This is a genomic window from Lysinibacillus sp. BNK-21 (assembly GCF_048684915.1).
GTDB classification, from domain to species: domain Bacteria; phylum Bacillota; class Bacilli; order Bacillales_A; family Planococcaceae; genus Lysinibacillus; species Lysinibacillus capsici.
The window spans coordinates 1164734-1179899 of the sequence record NZ_JBLQTS010000001.1 but is presented as its reverse complement, the minus strand read 5'-3'; the positions used below and the strand labels follow the sequence as shown (position 1 = coordinate 1179899).

The following is a 15166-nucleotide window of genomic DNA, read 5'->3' as shown; positions in this document are numbered from 1 at the left end:
TTCATCTTTCGATTATGAAACATATTCGCATGAGACTCGCAGATTTTTTAGTTTAATATTTATGCTAATCTACCAAAATAAAATGAGCTTTAACAAATCGATCTGATAATACAACTAAACGATCAGATGGCTGTAAGTCAGAAGCTTGAATCACCTTACCTGCTTTAATCAGTGTCGCTTGGTCAATATTCATATTAACCATTTCACCCGCTTCATACCAACGACCATTTTGCCATTGACTAACACTCTTGACATTAATGACTGCAGGATACGTAGATTTTACAGACTGTAGTTTCCCTGCAAGCATTAGAGGGGCAACAGGTTTAGCCTTGTCTAAAATATGAAGAGCTTGTACATGGCCTTCCTTCACATAGAAATAACCATAATCTCCCTCAGATAAGTAAAGTTCAATATCTGGCATGACACTATATGTTTTATTGCCGTCATCTACCATGGCTTTCGTTGAATTACTAACTGACAGTACAGTACGATCTGCTTTCTTGAAAACATTTGATTCAATCTTCATCGCATCGTCAATTTCAATTACATATCCATCTGCTTGAGATAAGCGTCCATAATATAATTCATGACCTGCGAGATTAGGTGACATGAAGCTATCACTTGTAACTTGTATTACTTGGGCATAGTGATCACGAGTAGCACCATCAGCCACGACAAAAGCAGTACCATATGCCATAAGACCAGTAGGTTCAATTAATCGTCCATTTCGAATTAAAATAGTTCCATTATGGAAATACATTGTTCCTGCTGTTTTCAGTTTCAGTAGTTGGTAATCTGTATCAACAGACAGCATTGGTTCGTAATATGTTCTTTCATTATTTTTTAATACGACAATTTTCTCGATTACTTCCTTACCAAATTGTTTAACGGTCGCATAGTATGCTTCGCTACCTATATAATTTTTCAGCTGACCTTTCTCGACTTTTGTATTCCCAACATAGATTGGTACTTTGGATGTAAAAGGCATAGTTGAAAGATCATTTGTTGTTTGAGAGCCAAACTGCCAGTTAACAAAGGCATGCTGATTTTTCACGGTAAGCTTGTTGGCATTAGGATTGACCGCTTGTATCTCGCCTTTATATAAGTTTTCAACGAGCGTACCTGTTTCACTGATAGCTACCTTTGATATGATTGAGGAAGTTTTATTTTTGAAACTTAATTTAACTCGATCCCCAACGTATAATGCACTAATATCTGTTGCTGAAGAACCTTTTTGATAATTGGTTTCTTTGTTTAAATAGTATGTCGTTTCTGCGCCAACATCTGGTTTTACCATGATAAATAAACCATTTGGATCAATACTCGTGACGACACCAGCAGTTGTTTTACCGTTACTGCTTCCTGTTGATGGTACATTTGTTTCTGTTGGTGTATGAGAGGTACCGCGAAGTTCAACAACACTTCTAAGAGAAATTTCAGCCTCGACTTCCATCCCCATCTTAAAACCCTCAATCGTTGTAGACGTATTATTAATATATAATCTAGTATTTTTATTAATATTAAAGGTTACTGTTCGTCCACGATCATTTTCCAATGTAATTTTACTAAGTTGCTTTTCTATCGTACCATCAGGCTTCGTATATTCCGAAAACGTTACATCAACAAATGTCCCTGTCACTAGTTGGGCTGCTTTAGCAGATTGATTAAAGGAAAAACCAACTATCATCAGTAACGTAATCATCAGTATGTATAAATATTTTTTCAAAAAACCTGCCTCCTTACTAATTATTAGTATATCGTATTATTGGTAGTTTTTCTTATTCGAAAAGTTACATTTTAGGCCTTCTTGAATTTATTTCTAAAAAACAAAAGTTGAGGTAGCTTTTAACTTCAAGCTACCTTGCCTACTTCATACTTGAATATCAATTGTATGTCCGGCTGCTGGATGTGGAGCATCTAACATTTCAACTAACTGTTCTGTATTTTGCTGTTGCATTTCCATTGCCTGTTTCGTAACAGCTAAAGATACATTTTGCATAAGTGTTGCTTGGTTCATTGCCATCGATAAAGCTGCGATATCCATCTAGTCCACCTCCTATCTAATTTATCGGACAAATAGTTTCATCATCAAGTATTTTCCCTAATTTTCTACACCACTCGATTGAAAATACAAAAACATCTATTGTCCTAACGGTTTAGATACAATAGATGTTTTTTATTACATTTTATTTTCGATTGTTTTCCAAGCTTCCTCAAAGCCAAGACCCGTTTCTGATGAGAAGACAATAAGTGAATCACTTTTTTCCATCTCCAGTGTCTCTTTGACAATTTTCTTATGTTTATCCCATTTACCTTTTGGAATTTTATCTGCCTTCGTTGCAATGACAATGCAAGGAATATTGTAATGCTTTAAAAAATCATACATCATACGATCATCAGCTGTCGGAGGATGTCGCAAATCTATAATTTGTACGACTGCTTTTAACTCCTGACGTCCTGTAAAATAGCGCTCGATCATTTTTCCCCATGCCTCACGCTCTGTTTTAGAAACCTTTGCATAACCATACCCTGGAACATCTACAAAAAATAGCTGTTCTTCAATCTTATAAAAGTTAAGGGTTTGTGTTTTACCAGGCTTAGATGAAATACGTGCTAAAGCTTTACGTCCGATCATTCGATTTATGAAGGAAGACTTTCCTACATTCGAACGACCTGCTAATGCAAATTCTGGCAGTCCATCTTCTGGATATTGGTCTGGTCGTACCGCACTAATGACCATTTCGACATTATGGACTTTCATTTTTTTAAAAACCTCCGTCCAGCGCATAGGCTAAAACTTCATCAGCCGATGTCACTAGTTTAAATGTTAGTTGCTCACGTACACTATCAGGAATATCCTCTATATCACGTTCATTATCCTTAGGACAAATGATTGTCGTTAATCCTGCACGGTGAGCGCTTAATGTTTTTTCTTTTAAGCCGCCGATTGGCAATACACGGCCACGCAAGGTAATCTCACCTGTCATACCTACCTCGCGGCGAATCGGGCGATGTAGAATAGCCGAAACGATAGCAGTTGCCATTGTAATACCAGCTGATGGTCCATCTTTAGGTACAGCGCCCTCTGGTACATGGATATGAATATCGTGAGTATCAAAAAATTCTGCATCCACATTAAGGTGTTCCATCTTCGTACGAACATAGGATAAGGCTGTTTGAGCCGATTCCTTCATTACTTCACCAAGCTTACCAGTTAGTTGTAACTTCCCTTTACCTGGTGTTAAAGAAACTTCAATTTGTAATGTATCTCCACCAACTGTTGTATAAGCAAGTCCAGTAGCGACACCCACTTGATTTTCCTTTTCAGCCTGTCCATAGCGGAAACGATGTTTACCTAGTAAATCTTGTAATGATTTTGAGCTAACCGTTACGCGTTTTTTCTCACCAGATACAATTACTTTGGCAATTTTACGGCAAAGCGTAGCGATTTGTCGTTCTAAACCGCGAACTCCTGCTTCCCGAGTATAATAACGTATAATATCAGTGACTGCTTCATCTTTGATTACCACTTGCGTTTTTTTCAAGCCATGCTCTTTAAGCTGCTTTGGTATAAGATGATTTTTTGTAATTTGAGCTTTCTCGATTTCAGTATAGCCTGCAATAGATATTACTTCCATACGATCTAATAATGGTCCTGGGATGCTACTTAAATCATTGGCAGTTGCAATAAATAACACATTAGATAGATCATATGGTTCCTCAATATAATGATCACTAAATGTATTATTTTGCGCAGGGTCTAAAACTTCAAGCATGGCTGCTGCAGGGTCACCTCTAAAATCATTCGACATTTTATCGATTTCATCTAATAAAAATACTGGATTAATGGTACCTGCTTTTTTCATTCCTTGAATAATACGTCCTGGCATTGCACCAACATACGTACGTCGATGTCCGCGAATTTCCGATTCATCTCGAACACCACCTAAAGAAATACGAATAAACTTTCGATCTAAACTTTCGGCAATGGAGCGAGCTAATGATGTTTTACCAACACCAGGAGGCCCTGCTAAGCATAAAATAGGTCCTCGCAGTGAATTTTTCAGCTGACGTACTGCTAAATATTCTAGAACACGTTCTTTGACTTTTTCTAATCCATCATGATCTCGGTTTAAAATATTTTCAGCATGGGCAATATTCATGCGATCCTCTGTAGCATTTGTCCATGGTAATGAAATAAGCCAATCAATATAATTGCGAATAACACCGCTCTCTGCACTAGCTCCAGGTATTTTTTCATAGCGATCTAATTCTTTCAGTGCTGCTTCCTTTGTTGTTTCTGGCATACCAGCTTCGTCGATACGCTTCCGTAATTCTGCAACTTCTCCAGTTTTCCCTTCGCGATCTCCCAGCTCCGTTTGGATAGCTTTCATTTGCTCACGTAAATAATATTCCTTTTGCGTACGCTCCATTGACTGCTTTACTTTGGAATTAATCTTCTTTTCTAGATCCAATACTTCCTGTTCATCATGCAAGCGAATAATTAAATGATCTAGTCGTTTTTTAACGCTTAGCATTTCCAATACTTCTTGCTTGTCGGCAATTTTAAACGGCAAATGAGAAGCAATAATATCAGCTAAACGGCCAGGCTCTTCAATATCCGTTACAGTATTGATCGTCTCAGTTGTAATTTTATTGGAGGATTTTGCATATTTTTCAAAATACGTCAACAATGTCCGCATCAATGCTTGTGTTTCTACATCTTTTTCCGTTGACTCCTCTTTAATTTCAATATCGACAACCGTATACTTCTCTAACGCACGATAGTTTTTCCACGTTGCACGAGCAACTCCTTCTACAAGGATACGTAACGTGCCATTTGGTAATTTAAGCATTTGTTTGACATAAGCAATTGTACCAACTGAATACAAATCTTGCTCTTCAGGTTGTTCATCGTGCATTTCTTTTTGTGTTACCAATAAAATCATTTGGTCCTCTAACATTGCCTGCTCAAGCGCCGCTACAGAACGATTTCTACCCACATCAATATGTAACACCATCGATGGGAATACTAAAAGTCCACGCAAAGGCAATAATGGTACATTTGTTGTTTTTTGTATTGTCACCATGCGGGCATTCACCTCCGTCAAAATTTTCATGTTAACATCCCGCGCTACTAGTATGTGTTTAAAAAATTGATTCACACTAGATATTGAAGCGAGCCAAAAATTTCTTCAAGTTACAGCTGGCTTTATGTAGGAATGAATAAAAAGCTGACTGTCGATATGTGCGAATATTGCACAATCGAAGTCAGCTAATTACTCTCTATCTCACAACGGTAGACAGCCACGTCTATTCATTATGCTGAAGTTTTAGTGTCGCTACCTTCATCGAGTTCAGTGCCATCTTCAAGAAGCAATTTCGGTTTTTCTTTATCCGTAATTGTTTTTGCTGTAATGATACATTTTTTCACGTCTTCACGTGAAGGTAATTCGTACATTACATCAAGCATTGTTGACTCAATAATTGAACGAAGACCACGCGCACCTGTTTTACGTTCAATTGCTTCCTTAGCAATTGCCACAAGAGCATCTTCATCAAATTCAAGCTCAACGCCATCTAATTCAAGCATTTTTTGATATTGCTTGGCTAGTGCATTTTTCGGCTCTGTTAAAATTTGTACTAGTGCTGCTTCGTTTAATTGCTCCAGACTCGCAAGTACAGGTAATCGACCAATGAACTCTGGTATTAAACCAAATTTCAATAAATCCTCAGGAATCAGCTTGGACATGATAGAACCTTCATCTACATCTACTTTATTCGGATCTGAACCGAATCCTATTACTTTTTCACCCTGACGTCGTTTAATGATGGTTTCAATGCCATCAAATGCACCGCCAACAATGAAAAGAATATTGGTTGTATCGATCTGTAAGAATTCTTGATGAGGATGTTTTCGTCCTCCTTGTGGTGGAACACTTGCAACTGTTCCTTCAAGAATTTTTAGGAGTGCCTGCTGAACACCTTCGCCAGAAACATCTCGTGTAATAGATGGATTTTCCGACTTACGTGCAACCTTGTCAATTTCATCAATATAGATAATCCCTTTTTCAGCGCGTTCGATATCATAATCAGCTGATTGGATTAACTTTAATAAAATATTTTCAACGTCCTCACCAACATAACCTGCTTCAGTTAAGGAGGTAGCATCCGCAATAGCGAATGGAACATTTAAAATACGTGCTAACGTTTGAGCTAATAAAGTTTTACCGCTACCAGTTGGGCCGATTAACACAATGTTCGATTTTGCTAATTCAATATCATCAATTTTACTATTCGTATTGATACGTTTATAGTGATTGTAAACTGCGACTGCCAATGCTTTTTTAGCACGCTCTTGTCCAATTACATACTCATCTAAAATCGTTAAGATTTCTTTCGGTTTTGGGATATCTTGGAATTCGATCTCCTCTTCTACACCTAGTTCCTCTACAACGATCTCTGAACAAAGCTCGATACATTCATCACAAATATAAACACCTGGACCTGCAACTAATTTACGCACTTGTTCTTGTGGTTTTCCACAGAATGAGCATTTTAAATTGCCTTTTTCATCATTAAATTTGAACAATATGTTTCACCCCTATTCAAGCAACAATCTTACAAGATTATTGAACCTTTATCAAATAAATTGTCTGCATCATTTACGCCTCAGTAATTATGCATGTGTAGATTATAACGCATCGTCATGTACTTTACTTCATTTGTCTTTCGAAGCATGCTATAGGAACCTGCTTACTTCGCCACCTTATACTGCTATAAAGTTACATTTATTCACTTCCGACACACTACAAACTACTGATCTCTATTTATAAATCTACTACATTCATCAACCAAGGGTATATCACTCAAAAAATAAATTTTATTTAGTTAGAACCTTTCTGAATGAAGTTAAGTTTAGCATCGTATCAATTTCGCCTTGACTCTAATAGCGCCAGGACTTCAATCTAAATCCTTGCCGCATGCCAGCAGGCACTATCTTCATTCAGTCGTGGTTTAAACACACACTAAAAAGGTTAAAAGGCTTACAGCTCGCCATCTATGTGAGATGGTAGTTTTTTGTACCTGACATTATACTTTGGATACAAAAACATCTGCTGAATGAAGATAAAAACTAAAACAATACTATGTATAAGTGAAGTATAAAGTGAATTAAATGTTAAGGGGACTGATTGCTAAGAGTTTATGTGATAAAACAAGGCACGGAAGAATGCCGTACCTTGTTTTTTTGGGTATCTAATTACACAAAATCTTATTCAGTAATTTTAGCGTTTTCTACTAAAAATTCAACTGTTTTTTGGATTTTGATGTCATTTTCAAGTACTGCTGTTCCACCTAAAGCACTTGTGATTTGATCTTTTGTCATGTTAAATTGAGCAGCCATTTTTTCTAATTCTGCTTCAATATCAGCTTCAGATGCTTCAATTTTTTCAGCTTCAGCAATTGCTTCAAGTGTTAATGATACACGCACACGGCTTTCAGCTTCTTCTTTCATTTGGCCACGTAAGTCTTCTTCTGATTGACCAGAGAATTGGTAGTAAAGGTCTAGATTCATACCTTGCATTTGTAAACGTTGACCAAATTCTTGTAACATACGATCAGTTTCAGAGTTGATCATACCTGCTGGTACTTCAAAGTCGGCATTTTCAGCTGCTTTTTCTACAAGCTCATCACGAAGAGCTGCATCTGATTCTGTTTCTTTTTGAGCTGCAGTTTGTTCTTTAATTTTAGCGCGTAAAGCTTCAACGCCTTCAACTTCTGGATCTAATTCTTTTGCGAATTCATCATTTAACTCAGGAAGAACTTTTGTTTTAACTTCTTTCACAGTTACTTTGAAAGTAGCTTCTTTACCAGCTAATTCAGCTGCATGATATTCTTCTGGGAATGTAACAACAACATCTTTAGATTCGCCAGCTTTAACACCAACTAATTGCTCTTCAAAACCTGGAATGAATGAACCTGAACCGATTTCTAGTGGATAGTCTTCACCTTTACCACCTTCAAAAGCTTCTTCGCCAACGAAACCTTCGAAGTCGATCACAGCTGTATCACCTTCTACGATTGCTTCGTCTTCTTTGATTTCAAGCTCTGCTTTACGAGCTAATTGATCTTGAATTTGTGCATCTACTTCTTCATCCGTTACTTCTACTGGAAGTTTAGATACTTCTAGACCTTTATAGTCTCCTAGCTTTGGTTCTGGTTTCACTGTTACTTGTGCAGTGAATGTGAAATCTTGACCGTGTACAAAGTTTTCTGTACCAGCGATTTCTGGGTAATCAACTGGCATAATTCCAGCTTCATCAATTGCTTTTGCATAAGATTCAGGAACGATGATTTCTAATGCATCTTGGTATAGAGATTCGATACCAAAACGTTGTTCAAACATTTTACGAGGCATTTTACCTTTACGGAAACCTGGTACGTTAATTTGTTTTACAACTTTTTTGAACGCTTGGTCCATTGCTGCGTCGATTTCTGCAGCAGGTACTTCGATTGTAAGAGTACCGATATTACCTTCTTGTTTTTCCCATTTTGCTGACATGTATAAATACCTCCAAATAAATAATCAAGTTTAGATGTTAGACAATTCATTCGTAACTACGATTTTGACAACCATTTTAGTATAACATAGATGTGTATAGTTTCAACTTATTTCATACCTAATGTAGTTCTGTTAGCTTTTCTAACATTTGTAAAAAGTCAATAATTTCATAGTCCATTTCTTGTACATTTCCAAGCATCGCTAAGACAAAATCAATATAACTATAGGCAACATCATCTGCTTCGAACGGGTGCCATTCAAATGGATACGTTACAATGGCATGCTTTGCCATTAAATATTGTACCATTTCCAAAGTCGATGGGTCTTGTTCTAGCTTCACTTCTAGTATATTTTTTATTTCTCCATACTGCGGTAGCTGGTTAGGCAATACTAATTCAGTAGGATTAACAACTTTGGTTTGATTGAATTTGGCTACTGTAACATTGATAGCTACTTCTTGTTCTACTAATAATATAAGCGCTAGACTCTGGACAAACGGATGGATCGTGGAACATTCAATAATCTCTTTCAACGGCTCTTTTAATTGTCTTACATTTGTATCCATAAGTCGATGTAAGCGAATGGATTGCTCATTTGGACTAAGTGCCCTAAATTTCTCAAGGTCATATTCCTGTTCTTCTATTAAACGTTGTGCATTTTCTTTTTTTTCTAGATTCTTAGACACTTCACTATTCAAATTTTTTAAGCGTTCAAATTTTTCAATTTGATCCTGAGGCAAAACATTTTCTTCAAGTAGCGTTGAAATTAATGACTCTACTTGATGGTATTCTTTTAACTGCATGCATACGGTAATGTACAATTCCATGATTTCTACATAAAATGACGTACCCATTGAAAATAATTGCTCACAAACATCCTTTGTCTTGCTATAGTCCTTTAATTCATACAAAGCGAAAGCATAGGCACTAAGAGCAAATTCATCTCCAGCTTCGTACACAAATGCCTTTTCAAAGCTTGCCACCGCTTTTTCATACTGAAAATTTTCAGCAAACATATGTCCTTCACGTATTAATGTTTGGACAGCGCCCGGAAAAACAACAACATTGTCATGTTTAATGACATGACGCTTTCTTTTTGTCATTTTTCTCACCTCATTATTCTAATTTTTCATTTCTGCTATTTACTAAAAAAATCCAAGTTTCTTGTTTTTAACAAAAAATTATTGCTTTTGCATTCATATTTTGTAATAAATTGTATTATAATTAGAATAGTCTAAAATTTATCACAATTCGCAGACGCTTCCCCTTTGTTGTCTGCATCAAGAAAATCAAGTTCTTAACAAGGAGTGGAATCCATGCAATTACTTGATACAATTACAGAATTTGATCATTGTATCTCATCTGCATTCGAGGCATTATCGATTAAAGTCATTTCAATTTCTACAACGGACGGCCCTTTTCAAGATAAGCCGATAGAATTTGAACTTTTAACACGCACCAAAATAGATGTCTACACACAAGAAGCCAGCACCTATATTTTAAAAATTCAAGGGTGTATTCCTGGATCTATTGCACTTGGTCATCAAAACGAGTCTCTTTCCATTATTCCTCAAAAAGTAAACATTGAATGTAACTACAAGCTGCTACATGTTGATAAAAAAGATATGCAGCAGATTTTACAACATCCTGAACCAAATCGTCACTATAGTGAATGGCTCATTGATGCAATCAAAAATGCCAATATTCTTGTCGAGTTAAAGACAAATCAACACACGCTAACTGAATGGCCAATTGGCATTAAATCAGCAGTCATTATTTAGCTAGACAAAGACATACTTAAATAGGTATGTCTTTTTTATTGTTCACATTTTAGTTTTACCATTTTATTGCGTTTCTATCATAACAACTTTCTATAGTTTCTGGAAATAATATTGTAAACATTATGTTATAAAGAGGACATTCTAACTGTGCTTAATTAAAATGAAGGTTTCAAATTTATCCCTTCGAAATGAAATGGCGCTATAATATAAAATACAAAAATAAGTTGGGGGCTTTTTTTTACATGGATATTAAAGAAACATTACAGTCTTTTTCTACAATGACACTGTCTGAGCGTCAGACATTTATGTTCGAACATAGTGATTGGCTATTACAGGAGATGTTAACCCATATTGGCTCAGTTGATGCCGAATTACGAGACCAGCTCATTTATCGCACCTTTGTTGATTTACTAAGTGATAATTTATTGAGTTCTCAACAACTTCAATATTTGTTTGATACAGTTACAGGTGAGGATTTTTTATATTTACATATCGGAGATAAAACAGAGGATAGTGTCTTTACTCGTTCTTTTTCTGCTTTACTAGTTGCAGGTCTTCTTGCAAAGGACGCTGAATTACTTGTTTTAAGAGATGAAGACCTACAAGTGTTCTTTAAAAAAATTGGCCGTTATTTGTTATTAGAACAGGATATGAGAGGATATGTTCAGGGAAAAGGATGGGCACACAGTATTGCACATGGTGCAGATTTAGCTACAACAACAATAAAACATCCAAAATTCGATTTACAGTATGCACCATCCATTTTACATGCATTAAAACTTGTCACTTGGAAAGAAACAGTCTTTGTTAACGATGAAGAGGAACGTTTAATTAATATAGTGGATGCATTATTACTTCAAAATTACTCAGAGGAAGCACTGATCGAATTTGTTGAGCAGGCTTTTGATAAATTTGAAATGCATTTAATGACACAAGGTTATAATGAGCTCTTCTTTAGTGGAAGAACTTGTACCTTAAACTTTATGAAAACACTGTATTTTTCTTTGAAAATGAATAATAAAGCTCCACAGCTTCAAAATACGATTTATGGACAAGTAGCCAAATGGCTGAAGCTTGGTGATTGACAGGTAATTTTAAAAATGCTGAATTACACCGCTTAATTCTTGATAACATAAATTTTTTCTAAAATACTAGCAAACTAAGAACTGGCTTAGTTTGCTTTTTACTTTTCAAATAAAACAAATGAAGTAAAAATATGGATATTAAAGAAAACCAGTTATTATATTAACATAATTAATATTTCGCTCCATTTATTCCCTCCTCGCTCATTCCTTTCATTGAAAATTCAACCTATTGTTTCCATAAAACGTCATTGCATCTACTCCTTTTTTGGATAAAAGGCAAATAAAAAATCCCAATAGGTCTGGTATGACAATGATTTTATTACAAAACAGCGTCTAAAATGTGAAATACCATTTTTCACATTTTAAATTATTTACTTAGGTAAACATCAGGAATGCAGTATTTTCAACGTTTACACAGTGTTTAATAAACAAAACCTATAAATACCAATACTAAAATAACGATTTTTGTTCAAAAAATGTTCAAATTCAATACCGCTATACTATCTTTTTCATAACAAAATTATGTTTTTTCTTAAAAACAGGGCGTATAATCCAATGTGCAAACAACGAGAGATTGTGACAATCGTAGTTAACCAAGTATTTATTTAAACGATTGCGCAAATCATTGATTTTGCTAACGCTTGCATCAGATCAATCAACACTAGATTTTATGTTTCATATTGAACCATGCCATTGTAATTTCTTAAGTTGTTGATTGATACGCCAAGATAAAAGAGGTGACCTCAGTATCAACTATTTGTAAATGTGACACTGACAAAAAACACATGAATTTTATGAATAGCCGTTCTATAGAAAGGAGTCAAACATGAAGAAAAAATTAAGTTTAATGTTAGTAGCATTGAGTGCGATTGCTCTTCTTGCTGGATGTGAACCATTAACAGTGTTCAATCCAAAAGGACCTAATGCTGAAACATTATCAAACACAATTATCTTATCCATTATTACAATGGCCTTTATATTGCTAGTCGTGTATGTGCTTTTAGCCTTTATGCTTACAAAATATCGTGCATCAAAAGCAGCTGCAGATTATGAGCCTCCTCATGAAGAAGGAAGTCATCTGCTTGAAATTACATGGACAGTAATTCCAATTATTATCGTAGCATTTTTAGCTGTAGTGACAGTAAGAACAACATCTACAGTAGAAGCTCAACCAGCAGGTTATGACGATAAGGAGCCTTTAGTGATTTATGCATCATCATCAAACTGGAAATGGCACTTTAGTTATCCAGAAGAAGGTGTTGAAACAGTTAACTATGTAAACATTCCGGTGGATCGTCCAATTGAATTTAAGCTTTACTCATTTGGTCCAATTACAAGTTTCTGGATTCCTCAATTAGCAGGTCAAAAATATGCTATGAGTGATATGTTAACAACAATTCACCTTGCAGCAGATGAAGTTGGTTCATTTATGGGACGTAACTCTAACTTTAATGGACGTGGCTTTGCAGAAATGGAATTTGAAGCACAATCTATGACACAAGAAGACTTCGATAAATGGGTTGCTGATGTTAAATCGAAAGAGGCACCATTAACAGAAGAAAAATTTGATGAGCTTTTAGAGGCAGAACATGTTGGGCGCCAAAGCTTCTCATCTACACACTTAGACTTTAGACCAGCTCCAATGGAACATGGTAAACACATGAATATGGATGAAATGGATCATGGGGACATGTCTGAAGAAGACATGAATAATGAACATTCTGGTCATTAATTTGATTTTATCGTTGAACGAATCGAGACATTAATTTTTAATTCTGAAAGGAGCGCATCCAATGAGTATGGAAGAATTATTCCATCCAATGCAAGAACCGATGATTTTAGCGGCAGCTATTAGTATCGTAGTTGGTGCAGTGGTTATCGTAGCAGGCCTTACTTATTTCAAAAAATGGGGCTATTTCTACAAAAACTGGCTATCAACTGTTGACCATAAAAAAATCGGGATTATGTATATCGCAGTAGCTTTATTAATGCTATTCCGCGGTGGTATCGATGCACTATTAATGCGTGCACAAACAGCCGTTCCAGATAACGGACTTCTTGATGCACAACACTATAATGAAATTTTCACAACACACGGTTTATTAATGATTCTATTTATGGCGATGCCATTTGTTATCGGCTTAATGAACATTGTCATTCCACTTCAAATCGGTGCACGTGACGTTGCTTTCCCACGTCTAAACGCTGTCAGCTTCTGGCTATTTGCAGCAGGTGCTGGTTTATTAAACTTATCATTCATTATCGGTGGTTCACCAGACGCTGGTTGGACAGCCTACTTCCCTCTTGCAAGTACGGATTTTAGTCCGACTGTAGGGAATAACTATTATTCTTTAGCCCTTCAATTATCAGGTATTGGTACTTTAATGACAGGTGTTAACTTTATCACGACGATCATTAAAATGCGTGCTCCTGGTATGACATTAATGAAAATGCCAATGTTTTCTTGGTCAATTTTAATTACAAACATTATTATCGTATTCGCGTTCCCAGTATTAACTGTAGCGCTTGCTCTTATGATGTTTGACCGTCAATTCGGCACAAAATTCTTTGCGATGCAAGACGGTGGTATGGATATGCTTTGGGCCAACCTTTTCTGGGTTTGGGGACATCCTGAGGTTTATATCGTTATCCTACCTGCTTTCGGTATTTTCTCAGAAATCATTGCAACATTCGCACGTAAAAACTTATACGGTTACAAATCAATGGTGATGAGTATGGTGGTCATTTCCCTACTATCATTCGTAGTTTGGGCCCACCACTTCTATACAATGGGTCATGGTGTAATGGTAAACAGTGTTTTCTCTATTACAACAATGGCAATCGCCGTTCCTACTGGGGTTAAAATATTCAACTGGCTACTCACAATGAGGCACGGGAAAATTCAATTTACAACACCGATGCTTTATGCACTTGGCTTTATTCCTATCTTCACAATTGGTGGGGTTACAGGGGTAATGCTAGCGATGGCAAGTGCTGACTACCAATATCATAATACGATGTTCTTAGTTGCCCACTTCCACTATGTATTAATTCCAGGTACAGTATTTGGTGTCCTTGCAGGTTACCACTACTGGTGGCCAAAAATGTTCGGTTTCCGTCTAAATGAAAAATTAGGGAAAGCTGGTTTCTGGTTCATTGCCATCAGCTTCAACGTAACGTTCTTCCCACTATTCATTTTAGGTTTAGATGGATATGCTCGTCGTATGTACACTTATTCTGAGTCTACTGGTTATGGTCCATTGAACATGTTATCGTTCGTTGGTGCTCTAGGTCTTGCAGTCGGCTTTGCATTAATCGTCTACAATATTTACTATAGCTGGAAGCATATGCCTCGTAATGAAAAGGCAGATGTTTGGGATGGTCGTACACTTGAGTGGGCTACTCATTCTCCAGTACCAGAATATAACTTTGCCGTAGTGCCTACCGTTACTCGCTTAGATGAGTTCTGGTTCGCGAAAAAAGAAGGTCGCGATATTACTGCAGGTACAATCGAAAAAATTCACATGCCAAATAATACAGGCACACCATTCTGGATGAGTGGATTCTTCTTCCTTGCAGCATTCTTCGCTGTATTTAATCTATGGATTCCAGCCATCATCAGTATGCTTGGTGTATTTGGCTTCATGATCCATCGTTCATTTGAAAAAGATCATGGTCGTTACATTTCAGTTGAGGAAGTAATGGCAACTGAGAAAAGCTTGAGAGGTGATAAATAAT

11 protein-coding genes are annotated in these 15166 nt (G+C 36.4%); 4 read left to right on the top strand and 7 right to left on the bottom strand.

Annotation, left to right across the window (positions count from 1 at the left end):
• Nucleotides 1–64 precede the first annotated feature (64 nt).
• From ACMGGO_RS05925 to ACMGGO_RS05895, 7 genes are all read right to left on the bottom strand, one after another.
• Entirely contained in the window at nucleotides 65–1726 is a 1662-nt protein-coding gene (locus tag ACMGGO_RS05925; RefSeq protein ID WP_054550016.1) for a hypothetical protein, read from the bottom strand.
• 144 nt (nucleotides 1727–1870) lie between these two features.
• Nucleotides 1871–2044 carry a YjfB family protein gene (locus ACMGGO_RS05920; RefSeq protein WP_420281662.1) on the bottom strand — a complete coding sequence of 58 codons (174 nt, stop codon included), beginning with the start codon at nucleotides 2042–2044 and terminating at the stop codon, nucleotides 1871–1873.
• A 135-nt stretch (nucleotides 2045–2179) separates the two neighbouring features.
• A complete protein-coding gene (gene yihA / locus ACMGGO_RS05915; RefSeq protein ID WP_048395121.1) occupies nucleotides 2180–2761 on the bottom strand; it encodes a ribosome biogenesis GTP-binding protein YihA/YsxC in 582 nt (193 codons plus the stop codon).
• A 4-nt stretch (nucleotides 2762–2765) separates the two neighbouring features.
• Nucleotides 2766–5090 carry an endopeptidase La gene (gene lon, locus ACMGGO_RS05910; protein ID WP_048395119.1) on the bottom strand — a complete coding sequence of 775 codons (2325 nt, stop codon included), beginning with the start codon at nucleotides 5088–5090 and terminating at the stop codon, nucleotides 2766–2768.
• A gap of 230 nt (nucleotides 5091–5320) precedes the next feature.
• Nucleotides 5321–6592: an ATP-dependent protease ATP-binding subunit ClpX gene (gene clpX, locus ACMGGO_RS05905; RefSeq protein WP_036075657.1), complete on the bottom strand. Its 1272-nt coding sequence runs from the start codon at nucleotides 6590–6592 to the stop codon at nucleotides 5321–5323.
• A gap of 681 nt (nucleotides 6593–7273) precedes the next feature.
• A complete protein-coding gene (gene tig / locus ACMGGO_RS05900) occupies nucleotides 7274–8563 on the bottom strand; it encodes a trigger factor (protein WP_048395116.1) in 1290 nt (429 codons plus the stop codon).
• A gap of 118 nt (nucleotides 8564–8681) precedes the next feature.
• Nucleotides 8682–9665, bottom strand: coding sequence for a hypothetical protein (locus ACMGGO_RS05895; RefSeq protein WP_048395114.1), 984 nt, complete (start codon nucleotides 9663–9665; stop codon nucleotides 8682–8684).
• Nucleotides 9666–9878: 213 nt separating this feature from the next.
• Here ACMGGO_RS05895 and ACMGGO_RS05890 point away from each other — a divergent pair, with 213 nt between their 5' ends.
• The 4 genes from ACMGGO_RS05890 (at nucleotide 9879) to qoxB (ending at nucleotide 15165) form a co-directional block, all read left to right on the top strand.
• Nucleotides 9879–10343, top strand: coding sequence for a hypothetical protein (locus ACMGGO_RS05890; protein ID WP_103118506.1), 465 nt, complete (start codon nucleotides 9879–9881; stop codon nucleotides 10341–10343).
• A 242-nt stretch (nucleotides 10344–10585) separates the two neighbouring features.
• A complete protein-coding gene (locus ACMGGO_RS05885) occupies nucleotides 10586–11428 on the top strand; it encodes a DUF2785 domain-containing protein (protein ID WP_420281661.1) in 843 nt (280 codons plus the stop codon).
• A gap of 826 nt (nucleotides 11429–12254) precedes the next feature.
• A complete protein-coding gene (gene qoxA / locus ACMGGO_RS05880) occupies nucleotides 12255–13160 on the top strand; it encodes a cytochrome aa3 quinol oxidase subunit II (protein ID WP_048395109.1) in 906 nt (301 codons plus the stop codon).
• A gap of 61 nt (nucleotides 13161–13221) precedes the next feature.
• A complete protein-coding gene (gene qoxB, locus ACMGGO_RS05875) occupies nucleotides 13222–15165 on the top strand; it encodes a cytochrome aa3 quinol oxidase subunit I (protein ID WP_048395108.1) in 1944 nt (647 codons plus the stop codon).
• The last annotated feature ends 1 nt before the right edge of the window (nucleotide 15166 follow it).